This is a genomic window from uncultured Lactobacillus sp., assembly GCF_944327175.1.
Lineage (GTDB): Bacteria > Bacillota > Bacilli > Lactobacillales > Lactobacillaceae > Lactobacillus.
On record NZ_CALVGT010000033.1, the window covers coordinates 1 to 16,940 of the forward strand.

A 16,940-nucleotide genomic window follows, 5' to 3' on the forward strand; every position below is an offset into this window, starting at 1 on the left:
CTCTCAGCTGATTATGTTTAACGTGGTCAACAGAATCATATCCCTTTGCCGGATAGCTGATGCTCACAGAAAATGGCCTCATGAGATAGATTTTAAAGAGGCGGCCAACATAGTTCACCGATATTATACAACGCCCATGATAGGCAATTCAAAACAGATGATCGAAGAAATAGAAGCTTATCATCATCCAGTCCGAAAAGGTAGACAATATCCAAGACCTCTACGGTTTCAAGGTTCTGTTAGTTTAAACTATCGAATTTCGTAAAAAACAGTCAATCGACTGCTTATTTGTCATACCCAAAAAGCAGAAAAGACACCCACCTAACTTAGATGAGTGTCTCAAAGCGGTTCCCCATTCAAAGTCAATGCCTTAACTTAATGACATTGCACGTAGTCAACAGTACCTTCCTTAAGGACAACCCGGTCTTCGTCAGTGATGTCTGGTCGGTAGCCGTGCTTTACAATGTAGGCTTCAATTGCCTTTGGGTATTCGCCGAAGACTTGGACGTCAGAGAAGAAGTCCCGGTGCTGTTCGAATTTGTCGGCTAAAAGGGCATCTTCTGAGCTTGGGGTCAGCGGCCGGACTGGTGAGTAGTTGATCATCAAGCCGATCTTGAAGTCCGGGTTGATCTTGTTGCCCATCTTGACTGCCAGGGCGCTAGCCACGAATTCATAGTGGGCGGCCTGGTACATGGCAGCTTCCTTTTCTTCATCGGTCATGCCGTCCTTAAAGAGGATGCCGGAGTTGGTGGCCATCAAGAAGTCGTTGTTGAAGGCACTTTGGTTGTCGATTTCGTTGAAGGTCATCCAGTACTTGACCTTGTCCTTGTAGCGCTTGAAGCATACTTCAGCGAAGCGGACAAAGAAGTCGATGGTCTTGCGGTTGGTGAAGCCGCCGTAGTTCTTGGCCAGGTTGAATGGCATTTCAAAGTGGCTTAAGGTGATGACTGGTTCAATGCCGTACTTGTGCATTTCGTCAAAAAGGTCATCATAGAACTTCAAGCCTTCTTCGCTTGGTTCAGCGTCATCGCCATTAGGGAAGATTCTGGTCCAGGCAATGGAGGTTCTGAAAGCCTTGAAGCCCATCCCGGCCAGGAGCTTGATATCTTCTTTATAGTGGTGGTAGAAATCGATGGCTGAGTGGTTCGGGTAGTTCTTGCCTTCCAAGACTCCGTCGGTGATTTCCCGGGGCTTGGTGGCTGAACCAACGGTCATGACGTCAGCAACGGACACGCCCTTGCCGCCTATGTCCCAGGCACCTTCTAATTGGTGGGCAGCAACCGCCCCGCCCCATAAAAATCCTTCAGGCATTTTTGCAGAATACATTGAGCAAAACCTCCATTTATCACTTTCAATTTTTCTTTATTCTCATTACCCAAGTGTTTACTTACATTTATTTTCATTTTAGAAAGTAACCGTTTTCGGCTTTGATTATAGTTTGTATCTATACTTAATGCAAGGTTACATCTCAACTCTGTCATGGAGAGGTGCCGTTACCGCGGCAGTGGTTGCCTTCCTTGTATGGTACCTATTCATGAAGCGCTTCGACCTCAAGACTTACAAGAAGGAACAAGAAGAAGCAAAGAAAATGCCAACGCTTAATTAGCAAAAAAGTCGCCAACTAGCGGTTTTTTCATTACTTTATAATGTTATAACAAAGATAAAAAAGCTCTTTCAAAATTTTTCCCTTGTGCTAAAATTTAGGAAACGCTTAAAGAAAATGAGGTAAATAAAATGGAAAACAAAATGTTGGTAGTGACGACGGAAAATATCCCAGGCCGCAAGTATGAAGCAATCGGTGAAGTTTTTGGCGTAACCACCCAGTCAAACCACCCAGTCAAAGAACTTCGCATCTGACTTTGGGGCTGGCCTTAAGAGCATGATTGGCGGGGAAATCAAGGCTTATACCAAGATGCTGACGACTTCAAGAGAAGTTGCCCTGGACCGTTTACGTGAAGAAGCAGACAAGCTTGGTGCGGACGCCGTGGTTATGATGCGCTTTGACTCCGGTTCAATCGCTGGCGACATGCAATCAGTCGTTGCTTACGGGACGGCCGTTAAGTTCGTCGACTAGTAAAACATACTAACAAGAAAACGCTGGGTTAGTTCCCAGCGTTTTTAATTTGTCTCCAGCTTTTTGGACTTAGTCCTTGGTAGCGTTTGAAGGCCTTAGAAAAGGTAAAAGAGTCATTATAGCCAACAAAATGGGAGATGGCTTGCACATTTAGATCGCTGTTCGACAGTAATTCTTTAGCTTGTTCCATGCGTAATTTGGTCAGAAACTGCTGAGGTGAGAGATCGGTCTTGTTCTTAAAGAGGTTATAGACATAGCTGCGGGACAAGCCTAGCTGTTGGCAGAGCTCACTGACCGAGCAAGCTGGATCTTCAAAATTGTCTTCCAGAAAGGTCATGGCCGCGATAAAGTAGTTATCAGCCGGACCGCTTTGCTGCCGTTTGCCAGTCGGATAGTCAACCAGCAGCTGGTAAAAGGTCTGGTAGAGCAGGGATTCTGTCAGCATGTTGCTGGCCAGGGACTCACGCATGTGCAGGGCGTGAAAAAGCTGGCGCAGGCTCTTGTAAAATCCGGAATCCTGGACCTGGCGCAGGTAGAACTTATCTGACAGCTTGGAATTCTGCAGGATCTTGCCAATCTGCATGCCGGACATGCCAACCCAGAAATAGCTCCACGGATCGTCAAAGTCAGCCTGGTAAAAGCAGGCCACCCCCTTGGGCAGAATAAAGAGGTCGCCCGCCTGCAGGCTGACTGGGGCTTGTCCCGCCGGGGCAAAGCTGCCCCGGCCGCTTAGAATATAGTGAATGACGTAGTTGGAGCGGACATTGTTGCCCCGGTAGAAGTAGCCTGGCGCGCAGCTTTCCTGCCCGTAGAAAAGGATGTTGGAGTCAATGTTTTGCTTATTCAGCTGCCGGTATTCGCCAGTCATTGATATTCACGCTTTCATTTTAACAACAGCTTTTTGCCATCTGAACCATAGACAAAAGTTTTTAGCCTCAAGGATATAGTCCTATTATATCAGCAGTTCTCTAAATTATCATGTCAAAATGTCTACCAACTAAAGCAACATCAAAACAAACTGACCTGCTATGTGAATCCACTTTCAAAAAGCCCATAATAGTAATTGTTAAGAGGGGCGTAAGCGGATACAGATAAAGCTTACGGTTGGAGTGGAAGGAGATAACGATGAACGAAGATTCCAACAAAAAATTAACCGTCCGGGAGCGGCTAGCTTATAGTTTCGGGGCTTTCGGGAATGATGCCTTTTACGGTTTGATGTCCGGTTGGCTGGTGGTATTTATCACTTCACACTTGTTTGATACAGGTGATAAAGCAGCTGACGCCAAAATGGTCAGCATTGTCACCATTTTGATGGCAGTTATCAGAATTATTGAATTGTTTATCGACCCCTTTATCGGGAATGCGATTGACAAGACTAAGACTAAGTGGGGGCACTTCCGTCCATGGATTGTGGCTGGTGGTTCAGTTTCAGCCATTTTCTTGCTGATCCTGTTTTCTACGATGGGGGATTTGTACAAAAAGAGTCCTGTCGGCTATATTGTTGTTTTTGCAATTCTGTACATCGTGATGCAGCTGTTCTACGCTTTTAAGGACACGGGTTTCTGGTCAATGATGCCATCCCTGACCTTGGATTCACGGGACCGGGAAAAGACGGCTACCTGGGCCAGAGTCGGCTCAACCTTAGGCGGCGGCTTGCTGGGGATTCTGGTGATGCCTGCGGTCGTTGCCTTCTCAGCAACCAAGACCACCAACGGGGACACCCGCGGCTGGTTCATCTTTGCCGCAATTGTCTGCACCATCGCCTTCCTGTCAGCTTGGGCAGTTGGCCTGAACAACCGGGAAGTAACCAGTGACATCCGGAAGAACACGGAAGATACCAACTTAAAGGGAGTCTTTAAGATCCTGTCCGGCAATGACCAATTGTTATGGGTCGCAATTGCCTACCTTTGCTACGGCATTGCCGTTAACGTAACTGGCAGTCTGGAAATTTATTACTTTACTTATATTTCAGGTCAGGCGCAGGCCTTCTCCATTATGTCAACGATCAACGTCATCATGGGGGTTGTTGCTTCAGCAGTTTTTGCACCGATTTCTAAGAAATACAGCCGCAAGGCGATGTTTGTCACTGCTTTGTGCTTGATGCTCGTTGGTCTGGGCATCTTCGCCATCGCCGGCAAGAGCGTGCCACTGGCAATTCTGGCCTGCGTAGTCTTCGGTTTGCCACAGCAGCTGGTCTTTCTGATCGTTTTGATGACGATCACCGACTCAGTTGAATACGGGCAATTGAAGCTGGGTCACCGCGATGAAAGTCTGACCCTGTCAGTTCGTCCACTGATCGACAAGTTTGGCGGCGCCATCTCCAACGGGGTCGTTGGCCAAGTTGCCGTTATCGCCGGGATGACGACCGGTGCTACTGCCGTCTCAATTACCGCGGCAGACCAAGTCAAGTTCAAGATTGCCATGCTGCTTCTGCCAGCCATCTTCCTGATCTTGAGCATGATCATCTTCAGCAAGAAAGTAATCCTGACTGACCAAAAGCACGCGGAAATCGTTGCTGAATTGGAAGCCACTTGGGGCCAGCAGTTTGAAAACGAAGATTCCGAAACCGAAGCCGCGGAAATTAAGGGCAACGGTATGGTTTTGACCACGCCCGTATCCGGTGAGCTGTTGCAGTTAAAGGATAGCAGCGATCCAAACTTTGCCAGCGGCAAGATGGGCAAGGGCTTTGCCATCAAGCCAAATGACGGCCGCGTTTACGCGCCGTTTGATGGTGAAGTCGCCGCAACCTTTGCCACCCGCCACGCGATCGGCTTGAAGAGCAAAGACGGCTTGACGGTGCTGATTCATATTGGGATTGATACGGCCAAGCTGAACGGGACCGGCTTCGTCCAATACGTCGTGCAAGGACAAGAAGTCAAGAAGGGCCAAGAATTGATTGAATTCTGGGACCCAACCATCAAGCAGTATGGCTTGGACGACACGGTTCTGGTCACCGTCATGAATTCAAAGGACTACCAGAAGCTGGCAGTGACTGAGAAGTTCGGCGAGACGGTTGCGGCCGGCGATTCAATTATGGAAATCGAATAAGCACGTTTTTGCCAAAAAAGATAAATTCAACAAGCCGAGAAATAGGAAAGCATAAACAATTTAGGAGATAAAAATGTCTGAGTTGATCGAATTTGATGAAAAGCAGCAGGTCTTCCACCTGCACAACCAGGAAATTTCTTACATCTTCTCCGTCGTTAAAGGCGGCACCTTGAGCCACTTGTACTTTGGCAAGCGGGTCAGAGGCTACCACGGGGAATTAGCCTACCCAGCCATTGACCGCGGCTTCTCTGGCAACCTGCCAGGCGACTTGGACCGGACTTTTTCCAGGGACACCTTGCCTAAGGAATACAGCGGGGCTGGGGAAATGGACTATCATTCACCAGCGACCATTGTCCGTCAAGCCAACGGGTCAAGCGCGGTCTTCCTGCACTACGCCGGCTATGAGATCGCGCCAGGCAAGCCAAAATTGCCAGGCCTGCCAGCTGCCTATGTTGAGAATGATGATGAAGCTGAAACCTTGACGGTCAAGCTGGTTGACGACTTGACCTGCCTTGAATACGACTTGCTTTATACGATCTATCGTGACCGCGATGTGATCGCCCGCAGCGTCCGGGTCGTCAACAAGGGCAAGGAAAGCGTCCACCTGGAAAAGGCTGCTTCCATGCAGATAGATCTGGTTGGCCGGGACTTGGAAGCCATCACCTTGCCTGGGGCCCACGTCAATGAGCGTCACCCGCAAAGAAGCCGCTTGACTCAAGGCCGCCACGTCTTTGAATCCCGCCGCGGCACTTCCAGCCACCAGATGAACCCATTCGTCGCTTTGGTTGAACCGAAGACGGATGAGTTCAGCGGGGATGCTTGGGGCTTGGCCTTGGTCTACTCAGGCAACCACGAATTTGAACTGGAAAAGGACCAGCTGGACCAGCTGCACGTCACGGTTGGGATCAACGATTACAACTTCTCTTGGAAGCTGACCCCAGGCGCCAGCTTCCAAACTCCAGAAGTCTTGCTAGTCTACTCAAACGCCGGCTTGAACGGGATGAGCCAGACCTACCACAGCTTGATTTTGGACCGGGTAATCCGCAGCAAGTTCAAGCGGTCTCCGCGGCCAATCCTGGTCAACAACTGGGAAGCAACCTACTTTGACTTCAATGAAGACAAGCTGAAGCCAATCGTTGATGAAGCTAAAAAATTGGGCATTGAAATGTTCGTTCTGGACGATGGCTGGTTTGGCCACCGCGATGACGACAACAGCTCCCTGGGCGACTGGCAGGTCTACGAGAAGAAGTTCCCGCAAGGCTTGAAGCACTTTGCCGACTATGTCCATGAACAGGGCTTAAAATTTGGTCTATGGTTTGAACCGGAAATGATTTCCTTTGACTCCGACCTTTACCGGGCTCACCCAGACTACTTGATGCAGGTGCCAGGCAGAAAGCCAAGTCCATCTCGGAACCAATATGTACTGGATTTGGGCCGAAAGGAAGTCCGTGACAATATCTTTGCTCAGATGACCAAGATCCTTGATGATGGTGGTATCGACTATATTAAATGGGATATGAACCGTCACCTGTCTGACATCTACGAAAATGATTTGCCTGCTGACCAACAAGGAGAAGTTTACCACCGTTATGTTTTGGGCCTGTATGACCTGTCTGAGCGTTTGGTCGACCGTTATCCGGATATCCTGCTGGAAGGCTGCTCAGGCGGCGGTGGCCGCTTTGACATCGGCATGGCCTACTATTGCCCGCAAATCTGGGCCAGCGACAACAGCGACGCGATTGCCCGCCTGGTCATCCAATACGGCACCAGCCTGGTCTACCCGCAGTCAATGATGACCTCCCACGTTTCCGTTTCGCCAAACGAGCAAAACGGGCGGATCACGCCATTTGACACCAGAGGCGCCGTAGCCATGTGCGGCGACTTGGGCTATGAATTGGACTTGACCAAGATGTCTGATGAAGACAAGGCAGCGGTTAAGCAGCAAGTGGCTGACTACAAGCAGATCCGCGAGCTGGCCCAATATGGGAAGTTCTACACTTTGAAAGCTCCGCTTGATAGTAACCAAGCTGCTTGGATGACAGTCAGTGATGACCAGAATGAAGCCGTGGTTACGACGGTTAACATCATGTCCTACGCCCAGCCATACCTGACCAAGACCAAGCTGGCCGGGTTGGACCCAGACAAGAACTATGAAGATCTGGCTACCGGCAAAGTCTACGGCGGGGATGAGCTGATGAATTTGGGCTTCTATGACCCAACCCAGCCTCGTAAAGACTTTACTGCTATGATGTATCACTTCAAAGCGCTTACTGATTAGCAGTAACCAATATCATATAATATTTCCAAAAAACTTTCGTACAAGCATAAGCAGTTACCTTCGGGAAGTTGCTTTTTTTACTTGCAGAAAAATAATTAATTTCCTTTTAAGTCAGCAAAATAATATTGTCACTAACTGATGACCTTTAGGCGGCTTATGATATTTCAACCCTCGATTATCCCTAATAAAATCACTATTGATAAGAAGCTTGCAGCTGATTGAGCAAAAGATTCTGATAATTATAAAATAATACCTTTATCGTAAAAAAACCATTTGTATAGGTAATAAGATTAGTCGTAAGCTTATGAGTTGTAAAGCTATTTACTGATAGGATAAAGCGTAAACATTAGGATTAATTTGGGTAAGAGAGGTCGTTTCAGCTGCTATTGACCGCCTGGCTTGTCTCTGGCAGCTACAACTATCTTTTGAACCGGCACCTGGTCTTTGCCAAGGCTGGCCAGCACACGGTCATAAAGTATATCGGCCTGGCCATCGTGCAAGCCGGCTTAGCCGCGGCTTTGACCGAGATGCTGGTGATGCTTTTTTCCGCCAGCCTCAACCTGGAGACTGTCATCAAAGTTTTAGTTGACCTGGTCTTGTTTGTCTTTTCTTATCAAGTGCAAAAGAGGTGGATCTTCAATGGCAATTAGCCGTTGGAAAAAATTCCTGTACTGTCTCGCTATCATCTTATCTGCCATCTACCTGATTTGGCGGCTTGGTTGGACCATTCCCTGGGAGCAAAGCTTCTGGGTCCTTTTGTATGCCGTCATTCTCTGGATCTGCGAAGTTATCTCCAACTTGACGGCTTATATCACGATCATTTTCCGCATGCTACCGCCCAAGAAAAACTGGCAGATGGACCTCCATCATGTTCTGGACACTTGGCAGGTGCCGGATGTTGATGTTCTGATCGCCACTCATGATGTTCTGATCGCCACTCATAATGAAGAAAGGGATCTTTTGGAAAAAACGGTTAACGGGGCAACCTACATGAACTACCCCAAAGACAAGCTGCACATCTACATCTGCGATGACGGCAACCGGCCGGAAATCAAGGACCTGGCTAACCAGTACGGGGTGGGCTATATTGGCCTGGAAAACAATCATGAGGCTAAATCCGGCAACTTGAACCATGCCTTAAGTCAGTTGACTTCTCCTTTATTTGTTGACTTTGACAGCGACATGATCCCATATACTGATTTTTTGCAAGAGACCGTGCCATATTTCCAGCAGAACTGGCTGGATTATCAAAACGACCCGGATCACACCCAGCCACTTGGCTATGTACAGACCCCGCAAAGCTTCTATGAAAATGACATCTTCCAGTATAATCTCTTCTCTGAAAGAATCGTAGCTAATGAGCAGGACTTTTTCTCAAGGGATGTCAATGTCCTTTACGGCCAGCATGGCTACACTATCTTCACCGGGTCTAACGCCCTGTTCCTCCGCCAGGCAGTTGACAAGGTAGGTGGTTTTCCGACTAAAACTTTGACGGAAGACTTTGAATTAGGTGCCCGGGTCAACATTGCCGGCTACTCCAGCTTTTCAACTACCGAGCCCCAGTCTGCTGGTACGACGCCACTGGACTTAAAAGGAGTTATCAAGCAAAGAAGTCGCTGGGCCCGGGGCGTGATCCAGTCTTGCCGCAACCTCCATATCTTTCTTAATCCCAAAATTGCCTGGACTCATAAGGCGATTTTGGCCAATACCTACTTTTATTGGTGGTCTTTCTTCAGACGTTTGATCTATATCGCTGCTCCAATCCTTTTTGCCGTCTGGAAGATCCAAGTGATCGACACCAACTTCTGGCTTTTGATGCTGATGTGGGCGCCGGGCTATGCTCTTTTGCATATCGTCTTAGGGGACTCTTCTTCCCGGATCAGGAACGAGCGCTGGGGGGAAGTGCAGGAAACCTTTTTTGCCCCTTATCTGTTCCTGCCAGTCATCCTGCAGACTCTGCATATAAAAAAGCACAGCTTCCACGTGACCCAGAAAAGTTACCAGCGCAACTGGCTGGACCGGGTATACCTTTTGCCACATTTAGCCATGTGGCTGTTGACCACATATGCCATCATCAAGTTCAATTACGGCAAGTGGGGGGCAGAAATTCTTTACGGGGCTGTTATCACTTCCTGGCTCTTGATGCACTGGATCAACCTGTCCTTTGCTGTCTTTATTGCCATGGGCCGGCAGGTTTTCCGCCAGCAGACCCGCTTTCTGCGGATAATTGCCGGTACGATCAAGGGAGTAGGGGAGATGGAGACTATCGACATCTCAGACACTGGCCTGTCTTTCCAGTTAAGGGATAAAAATGCTCCAGTCCTCTCTGCTGGACAAAAATTAACGGGAAAACTGCTCTTAAGTGATGAATTAATCAAAGAGCGCAACTTCCGTCCCCAGGACCAGACGCTGGAATTTGACTTGACCATCGTCCGCAAGATTGATGACCAGGGTCGCTATGCCGCAACGGCAACGCCGGCTGACAGCAGCCTGCCTGGCTGGCTCCACCTGGTCTATGACCAGCACAACCAGGCAGTTCCAAAAGAGTATGACCGCTGGATGACGCCGTTTGACATTCTGGGCATGAATGCCGGGAAGCGGCTGGAAAAAATCGAGTGGCATTTACGCCGCCGCTTTACCAGACAAAGGGAGGGATAAGATGCAAGCAATATTGACGGTTCTATTTGCCCTGTCTTACTGGGGCTATGCCAATTTGGCTGAAATTGCCGGCTTTCCCCGGCAGATGAAGTGGCTGGTTGCTTCCGCCGGCTTAATCAACCTCCTTTACCTTTTTGCCATGCTGGACCAACTAGAGGCGGGTTACTGGATTTTGTTGACGGCAGGGGTGATCAGTCAGCTGGTCCGCTGGAGCTTGGTCATCACTAAGAAGTGGCAGCCAGACTTTGTTGATGAGCGGCTCCACCTTTATGACTTCTGGATGCTGTTTGCTGGAATTCTTTTTGTCATCCAGCTCTTAAAGAACCCCCTGGTTCACTATGACAACTATTCCCACTGGGCGGTTATGGTCAAGTACCTCCACTTCACCGGTCACCTGCCGGACGCTGGGCAAAAATTGATCACCTTCACCAGCTACTTGCCGGGCAGCAGCCTTTTCATTGCTTATGTGATCCGCTTCTTAGGCTATAGTAGCTGGGCCATGCTTTTGGGCCAGTTCTTCCTTATCTGGTCAGCCATCGGCGGTCTATTTGCCGTCTTGCCCGACCAGCGCCGCCAGCTTAACCAGCTGGTGATCTGTATCGCTATCAGCTTCAGCATGATGGCCAATATTTCGATCAGAACTAACAACCTCCTGGTTGACTATCTTTTAGCCGTCTTTACGGCGGGGGCTTTAGCCGGAATCTGGGCCTTGCGGCAAAAGCCGCTTTTGCAGCTGGCCTTTTTTTCTTGCTGGCTTCAAGCCTGCTCTTGATCAAGAATTCCGGCTCCTTCTTCGTCCTAGTTCTCCTAGTCTACCTATTGACCTTGAAGAAAAAATGGCTTTGGCGCTTGGCTGACTTTGCCGGGGCGGGAATTGCTTTTTTGCCATTTTGGACCTGGCAGCAGCACGTTAAGGCCGTCTTTCCCAATGCCGGCAATCATGCTATCAACACCCAGCACTACGAAAACGCCCTGGCCGGACAAAGCCAGAGCGACCTAATTGCCTTAGGGAACCGGATCTTGCATCACCTTTTGTCTTGGAAGACCATGTCGACTAGGGAATGGGTCTTAATTAATGTCTATGGCTTGCTCCTTTTTATCGTGGTTAACTTAATTCTTAAGAAAAAGCAACCAATCATGTGGACGGTGTTTGGCCTGGATGTTATGAGCGGCCTTTTCTACCTGTCCCTATATGGGACTTACGCTATGACCATGACGAAAAAAGAAGCCATGAGCCTTAACGGCTTTGAGCGCTACATGTCAACGGTGATTATTATCGCCATCTTATCCATGGGCGCCTTGACAGCGGTCGTGATCGACCGCTGCTATGTTGAGCAGAATATCGAGAAGAGGGACTTTAAGTCCTATAAGTCGATTTTTTCTAAAAATCTCTATCAAATGTCGTCCATAGTTCTCTTGGTCTTTTCCGTTATCGCCATGCTGTCAGAGACTAACGGCTTAGCCGATAACACCCGCATGGCCAAAAAGGAGCTGCCTATCAAGCTGGCCAAGGTTGCAAAAGAAGAAACGCAGTTAAACCACAAGAAAATCCTTTTGGTTGATGCGGAGCCGGTCAATGTCGATGATGACTATGACTACTATTTAGGTCGGTACTGGTTCTTTTCAGACCAGGTGACGGCCCGGGAAGCCTTCGATATGTCGGCGGAAGATTTCAAAAACTATGTTGACCGCTACGACTATGTCGTCTTGCCAGTCAAGCACCAGACCTTCACTGCTTTAACCAAACAGGCCTTCCGGGAAAAGGTCACCACAGGGCTTTACAAAGTTACGGCTGGGGGCTTAGAAAAAGTTGAAAACAGAACAATTAATCTGGAAATTAAATAATTCAATAGAATAAATAGCAAATTAGGATAGAAAGCATAAAAAATGTTGCCAAGCAGGAAAAGTATGGTAATAATAGTTGTTGAAGAATGAAGGAGTTATAAAGTATATGGATTTGTTGCGCAGAATGAAGAAGAAAAACTTGAGCCCCTTGCTGGTATTGCTGTTTGTTCTCGTGAGCAGTTCTATGGCCACCGCGTTTATTGTCAAGCGTGACTGGCAGAACCTCAACGAGCGTCACCAGGTGCAGACCGAACTGAATACTCAGCTAGCCAGCGACTATTTAAAAAAGAGCTGGAAGAGGGCCAGTACGTAACTAACAGTATCGAATCCGGCATAGTAGGCAACGGTGGTGACTCGACCACTTTTGCTGAAACAGCCAAGTACATGCTGAAAAAGTATCCGGACATTTACTCTTTACAGCTAATTCACGGCTATCAGACGATCAATGTCTATCATAAAAAAGCAACTGAAGTGGGCCAATCCAGCCTGTTGCATGACGGTGAAAGCAGGAAAATTTTTGAATACTGCAGGCAAAAGCGGATCAACGGGATCGTGGGGCCGATCAAGACAGGGAAAGACAAGAACTCCCTGGCTGTCTGCAAGCCGATTTTCATCAAAGACAAGTTCTGGGGCTACGCGGTGGCCATGATCAAGCGAAAAGACCTCTGCAAGCCGACCTTTAAGAAACTGGACAAGTTGGGTTATGACTACCGCATATCCAAAACCCATATTATGACTGGCAGCTACCATACGCTCAGTTCCACCCTAAAGAAAGACAATGCCCAGGCGAAAGTGACCTTCCGCTTAGGGGGATGTAGCTGGAAACTGGAAGCTGCCAGAAAAGATGCCGGGCAAATGTCACATGAGATCAAGTACGGAATTTTATCTGGGCTCGTCATCATGGTTATCAATACCGCCCTGGCTGCTTTTCTTTTGAACTACCTTGAGCGGGGGAGAAGACTGGCCAAACTAGTTGACACGGACTATCTGACGGATATCATGAGCCGGCAGGCCTTTGACCGGGAAGCCTACAAGTACCTGGAAAAGCACCCAGATGAGCCAGCAGTTGCGGCCTTGATCGACATTGACGACTTCAAGAATATCAATGACCTCTATGGTCATGAGGCAGGGGATGAGGCGCTGAAGGCTTTTGCCAGCTTGCTGAAAAGAGAATTTACTGATCAGGGCTTGGTCTGCCGCAATGGTGGTGACGAGTTCGCGGTCCTCTTGAAACAGACAGACCTGGAAGAGGGCCGGGCGGCTTTTGAAAAGTTTTACCAAAGTGATTTTTCCTTCACTTACCAGAGTAAAATTTACCGATATACTATTTCATTAGGCTTTGCCGCCTACCCAGACCAGGCCAGCAGTCGGGAAGACCTGATGAACAAGGCCGATATTGCTCTATATGACGTAAAGCTGACAGGCAAGGGGGCCATGCAGGCTTTCAAGCCAGGGATGGTCAAGGACGGCCGGACTCAATTAGGTTTTAAGCTAGAAGATGTGGCATTAAATTTGCCTGGTGCCTTCTTTATTTTCCAGCAAGATAATGGCAAGATCTTGTTTGCCAATAGTGAGCTATTGAAAATGGTTGAATGCGACGACGTGGAAGATTTCAATAACTATGTTGGTCAGAACTTTAAAGGTTTGATCGCTCCAGAAGAGCAAGCAGAGACGATGAGGAAAATCTACCAGCAGACCGGCGATGGCGATGAGGGTAGGGCAGTAGCAGACTACCACCTAGTGACTAAGATGACTCATAAGCGGCTGCCAGTCCGCGCAGTTGGCCACATGGTGAAGAACCAGTTCTTTGGCAAGATTCACTATGTCATCCTTAAACTACGGCCAGAAGATGAAAGCAAAATTTAAGCAGATTAAAAGCGAAGCTACTCTAATTGAGCGGCTTCGCTTATTTCTTTGCCAGTATTATTTCTTTATATATTTCTTAAAAAAATTCAGTTCATCCAGGTTGCACTGCTTGGCGATATCGTCTCTTTGATTGCAGTGGAAGACGTGGCCGCGCGGGTTCTCAATATCCCCGTAGATGTGGAGTTCATGCGGGATCTCCTTGGCCAAAAGGTAGCCGTCCAAGCGGACAGCAGAATCGTGTAAAAAGTCCTGGTTGGCCGTCATGATAAAGAGTGGCGACAAGTTTTGCGTCAGATACTTTTCTGTGTTCAGCATCTCTTCCTTGCCGCTGACTGCTTCTGGGGTAAAGTAGGCGCCTGGCGCGCCATCAGTAAAGCCCGGGGTGAGCATGAAGTAGGCACCGCAGTTAAGCGCGGCTGCTCTCACCGTCAATTTAGGCAATTCGTAGCCAAAAAGCTGGCGGAACTTGTCATTGGTTAAGATGGCCAGGTACTGCTCTTCCATCTGCCCGCCGGCTGAGTCGCCAACTAAGAAGACATTGCCCGTGTCCAGGTCATATTCAGCTCCATGTTCAGCTACCCAGTGCATCAGCCGGCTCACGTCATCCATTTCGCCTGGAAACTGGACGTCTGGAGCCAGGCGGTAGTTGAAGTTGACAAAGGCGAAGCCTTCTTTAGCCAGGCCCAGCCCGTAGAACTGGTAGGTTTCCTTGGTCCCGTAAACCCAGCCGCCGCCGTGAATGCTGATGATGACCGGGATCTTGCCGGTCCGCTTCTTAGGCAAGTAAATGTCTAGTAAGTTCCACTTGGGGTCTGGCCCATAGCTTAAGTCATTGATTCTTTCGACTTCTGGAATTTCGGTTGGCAAGCCTTCATCGCGCTTGTCGTCATGCATCTTAGATCCAGTCCGCATTTCTTCAACAGCATGAAAAATTTTACTATCAAGTGTCATATTTTTCTCCTTTCACTTGTAAGCGCTAACCAAATTATAGCCGATATGGTCAATTTTGGCAGAAAAATCAGTTTTATTACAAAAAATCCCGATTAAGCGTTAATTAAATAAAATTTAATCCTTTAACTGTGCTATAATAAAATTACCTAAATACAAGATGCAGGAGGAAAAAGAACAATGGAAGCAGTTAAAGCAGAAGATTTGTATCAAGTCGTCAGCCTGGGCAACTTGCAAGCAAGCGGCCAAAGGGCAGTGCTGGCCAGAAACCAGGCCAAGGTGGATGGAGAAGGCTACTGGAACTGGCTGGACGTCTTTGAGAATGGCCAGCTCAAGCGCTTAACGACTTTGGGACAAGAAAAGAGCTATGCCTTGGTAAATAACAGTGTCTACTACACCGCTCAAGAGGGCAAAGGCAATTGCCTGCTCTATAAGCAAGAACTTGACCAGGCCAGTCCGGCAAAAGTCGCTGCTTTCAAAGAAGCCGGCTACCAGGTAATCAATTCCGTTGCTGGCCGCTACCTCCTTTTGTCCAGACGAGTGGATTTAGCTGAGAAAAAATCTACCGATTACCAGGTCCTGGATGAACTGCCATTCTACTTCAACGGCCAGGGCTACATTAATAAGCTCCGCGACCGCCTCTACGTCTGGGACCTGGCAGAAGAAAAGCTGACCGAACTTTTCAAGGGCGACCCAAGCTTCACGGTCATGGAGACCTTTGTAGCCAAGGAAAAAGTCTACGTAGTGGGCGTCCGCTACCAGACCCGGCGGCCATCTGACGGGGCGGTCTATGAAGTTGACCCAAGTACGGGAGAAGCTAAGCTCCTTTTACCAGCAGGCAAGGTCGAAGTTTCTGCGATTTTTGCCCTTCAAGACCAGCTTTACTGCTTTGCCAACACTCATAAAAAGACCGGCTTAAACGAAAATCCGGAATTCTACCGCTTGACGGAAAAGGGCCTGGAGTTGGCAGCTCACTGGGACAATTCCGGCCAGAGCGCTATTGCCGGGGACTGCGGGGTGATCGGCAGCAACGCATTTGACGTCTATGGCGACAAGTTCTACTTCGTGACCACTATCGTTGACCACGATGAAATCTACGTTTTTGACGGGCGGGAGGTTAAGCCGTTTTTTGCTACGGACGGCATCATCAAGGGCTTCCGCTTGACTGGGGAAGATGAATTTTTCTTGGAAGCAGCCTTTGCCGACCAACTTTTGGAATTCTACCAGGTTAAAAATGGCCAGGTAGAAAAATTGTCCAGCTACAACGACCAAGCCTTAGCCGGCAAGTATGTAGCCAAGGTCAATGAAGTGGAATACGAATCAGTTGAAGACGGGATCCAGCACGGCTGGGTGCTTTTGCCAAAGGACTATCAGGCGGGCCAAAAATACCCGGCGATCCTGGACGTTCACGGCGGCCCCCGCGCCACTTACAGCAAGGCCTTCTTCCATGAAATGCAGGTTTGGGCAAGTGCCGGCTACTTTGTCTTCTTCTGCAACATCCACGGATCAAACGGGCAGGGGAACCAGTATGGCGACCTGCGGGGCCGCTATGGGACGGTTGACTACGAAGACTTAATGAAGTTTACTGACGCGGTTTTGGCGGCTTACCCGGATATTGACCAAGCAAGAATGGGCATCACCGGGGGTTCATACGGCGGCTTTATGACCAACTGGGTGATTGGCCACACTGACCGCTTTAAGGCGGCAGCTTCCCAGCGGTCTATCTCCAACTGGCTCAGCTTTGAGCACATGTCCGACATCGCCCCAGAATTTTGCGTTGACCAGGTGGGGGCAAGTGAAGATGATAATCCGGAAAAGGTTTGGCTGCACTCACCTCTCAAGTACGTGAAAAATGTGAAGACGCCGACCCTGTTTTTGAATTCAGACGAGGATTACCGCTGCCCGGTTGAAGAAGGGATGCAGATGTTCCATGCACTTCTGTCTCACGGCGTGGAAAGCCGGATGGTGGTCTTCCACGGGGAAAACCACGAACTGTCCAGAAGCGGGCGGCCAAAGAATCGCTTAAGCCGGCTGAACGAAATCCAAAACTGGTTTGACGGGCACTTGGGCAAGTAAAAAATTCCGAGTAAATGACAATAACTTAAACTTCCCACACCAAAAAGAACTATGAAGCCTTGAAAACTCAATAGTTTAACCAGTAAATATTCAATTATGCTGCTAGTGATGGCGATATAGCCTCTTGCATGTACTTCGGGAGGCGGG

At 48.6% G+C, this 16,940-nt stretch carries 13 protein-coding genes and 2 pseudogenes; 12 read left to right on the plus strand and 3 right to left on the minus strand.

The window, feature by feature from the left end:
• The coding region (locus tag Q0J41_RS04820; RefSeq protein ID WP_296226908.1) for a hypothetical protein at positions 1 to 265 on the plus strand (265 nt) is incomplete at its 5' end.
• A 122-nt stretch (positions 266 to 387) separates the two neighbouring features.
• Here Q0J41_RS04820 and Q0J41_RS04825 read toward each other — a convergent pair.
• A pseudogene (locus Q0J41_RS04825) lies at positions 388 to 1,326 on the minus strand (family 1 glycosylhydrolase); the annotation flags it as partial.
• A 127-nt stretch (positions 1,327 to 1,453) separates the two neighbouring features.
• On the opposite strand from Q0J41_RS04825, the gene Q0J41_RS04830 reads away from it, so the two are divergent.
• Together Q0J41_RS04830 and Q0J41_RS04835 are read left to right on the plus strand one after the other, a co-directional pair.
• On the plus strand, positions 1,454 to 1,606 hold the full coding sequence (locus Q0J41_RS04830; RefSeq protein WP_296226909.1) for a hypothetical protein: 153 nt from the start codon (positions 1,454 to 1,456) through the stop codon (positions 1,604 to 1,606).
• Between the two features lie 128 nt (positions 1,607 to 1,734).
• Positions 1,735 to 2,074, plus strand: a pseudogene (locus Q0J41_RS04835) (heavy metal-binding domain-containing protein).
• A 28-nt stretch (positions 2,075 to 2,102) separates the two neighbouring features.
• Here the strand turns inward: Q0J41_RS04835 and Q0J41_RS04840 are convergent.
• Positions 2,103 to 2,942 carry an AraC family transcriptional regulator gene (locus Q0J41_RS04840; protein ID WP_296226911.1) on the minus strand — a complete coding sequence of 280 codons (840 nt, stop codon included), beginning with the start codon at positions 2,940 to 2,942 and terminating at the stop codon, positions 2,103 to 2,105.
• Between the two features lie 257 nt (positions 2,943 to 3,199).
• Between Q0J41_RS04840 and Q0J41_RS04845 the strand changes: the two genes are divergently transcribed.
• The 8 genes from Q0J41_RS04845 to Q0J41_RS04880 all read left to right on the plus strand — a co-directional run bounded on the left by Q0J41_RS04845 (position 3,200) and on the right by Q0J41_RS04880 (position 13,769).
• Positions 3,200 to 5,122 (plus strand): glycoside-pentoside-hexuronide (GPH):cation symporter, encoded by a 1,923-nt coding sequence (locus Q0J41_RS04845; RefSeq protein WP_296226913.1) that lies wholly within the window; start codon positions 3,200 to 3,202, stop codon positions 5,120 to 5,122.
• Positions 5,123 to 5,195: 73 nt separating this feature from the next.
• The gene (locus Q0J41_RS04850; RefSeq protein WP_296226915.1) at positions 5,196 to 7,400 is read left to right on the plus strand and encodes an alpha-galactosidase; all 2,205 of its coding nucleotides are present in this window, start codon (positions 5,196 to 5,198) and stop codon (positions 7,398 to 7,400) included.
• Positions 7,401 to 7,786: 386 nt separating this feature from the next.
• The gene (locus tag Q0J41_RS04855; protein WP_296226918.1) at positions 7,787 to 8,050 is read left to right on the plus strand and encodes a GtrA family protein; all 264 of its coding nucleotides are present in this window, start codon (positions 7,787 to 7,789) and stop codon (positions 8,048 to 8,050) included.
• On the plus strand, positions 8,040 to 10,058 hold the full coding sequence (locus Q0J41_RS04860) for a glycosyltransferase family 2 protein (protein ID WP_296226919.1): 2,019 nt from the start codon (positions 8,040 to 8,042) through the stop codon (positions 10,056 to 10,058). The genes Q0J41_RS04855 and Q0J41_RS04860 overlap by 11 nt, the downstream gene beginning before the upstream one ends.
• A gap of 1 nt (position 10,059) precedes the next feature.
• Entirely contained in the window at positions 10,060 to 10,830 is a 771-nt protein-coding gene (locus Q0J41_RS04865; protein WP_296226921.1) for a hypothetical protein, read from the plus strand.
• Positions 10,806 to 11,903: a hypothetical protein gene (locus tag Q0J41_RS04870; RefSeq protein ID WP_296226924.1), complete on the plus strand. Its 1,098-nt coding sequence runs from the start codon at positions 10,806 to 10,808 to the stop codon at positions 11,901 to 11,903. The genes Q0J41_RS04865 and Q0J41_RS04870 overlap by 25 nt, the downstream gene beginning before the upstream one ends.
• 124 nt (positions 11,904 to 12,027) lie before the next feature.
• Positions 12,028 to 12,216 (plus strand): hypothetical protein, encoded by a 189-nt coding sequence (locus tag Q0J41_RS04875; protein WP_296226926.1) that lies wholly within the window; start codon positions 12,028 to 12,030, stop codon positions 12,214 to 12,216.
• A gap of 71 nt (positions 12,217 to 12,287) precedes the next feature.
• Positions 12,288 to 13,769, plus strand: a complete 1,482-nt coding sequence (locus Q0J41_RS04880) for a GGDEF domain-containing protein (protein ID WP_296226928.1) — start codon at positions 12,288 to 12,290, stop codon at positions 13,767 to 13,769.
• 57 nt (positions 13,770 to 13,826) lie between these two features.
• On the opposite strand, the gene Q0J41_RS04885 is transcribed toward Q0J41_RS04880, so the two are convergent.
• Entirely contained in the window at positions 13,827 to 14,720 is an 894-nt protein-coding gene (locus Q0J41_RS04885) for an alpha/beta hydrolase (protein WP_296226930.1), read from the minus strand.
• Positions 14,721 to 14,897: 177 nt separating this feature from the next.
• Here Q0J41_RS04885 and Q0J41_RS04890 point away from each other — a divergent pair, with 177 nt between their 5' ends.
• Positions 14,898 to 16,793, plus strand: a complete 1,896-nt coding sequence (locus Q0J41_RS04890) for a S9 family peptidase (RefSeq protein ID WP_296226933.1) — start codon at positions 14,898 to 14,900, stop codon at positions 16,791 to 16,793.
• Positions 16,794 to 16,940: the final 147 nt, after the last annotated feature.

Coding starts and splice junctions, on each gene's coding strand:
- Q0J41_RS04830 (WP_296226909.1), top strand. CDS start 1,454: ATGCAAGGTTACATCTCAACTCTGTCATGGAGAGGTGCCGTTACCGCG.
- Q0J41_RS04840 (WP_296226911.1), bottom strand. CDS start 2,942: ATGACTGGCGAATACCGGCAGCTGAATAAGCAAAACATTGACTCCAAC.
- Q0J41_RS04845 (WP_296226913.1), top strand. CDS start 3,200: ATGAACGAAGATTCCAACAAAAAATTAACCGTCCGGGAGCGGCTAGCT.
- Q0J41_RS04850 (WP_296226915.1), top strand. CDS start 5,196: ATGTCTGAGTTGATCGAATTTGATGAAAAGCAGCAGGTCTTCCACCTG.
- Q0J41_RS04860 (WP_296226919.1), top strand. CDS start 8,040: ATGGCAATTAGCCGTTGGAAAAAATTCCTGTACTGTCTCGCTATCATC.
- Q0J41_RS04865 (WP_296226921.1), top strand. CDS start 10,060: ATGCAAGCAATATTGACGGTTCTATTTGCCCTGTCTTACTGGGGCTAT.
- Q0J41_RS04875 (WP_296226926.1), top strand. CDS start 12,028: ATGAAGAAGAAAAACTTGAGCCCCTTGCTGGTATTGCTGTTTGTTCTC.
- Q0J41_RS04880 (WP_296226928.1), top strand. CDS start 12,288: ATGCTGAAAAAGTATCCGGACATTTACTCTTTACAGCTAATTCACGGC.
- Q0J41_RS04885 (WP_296226930.1), bottom strand. CDS start 14,720: ATGACACTTGATAGTAAAATTTTTCATGCTGTTGAAGAAATGCGGACT.
- Q0J41_RS04890 (WP_296226933.1), top strand. CDS start 14,898: ATGGAAGCAGTTAAAGCAGAAGATTTGTATCAAGTCGTCAGCCTGGGC.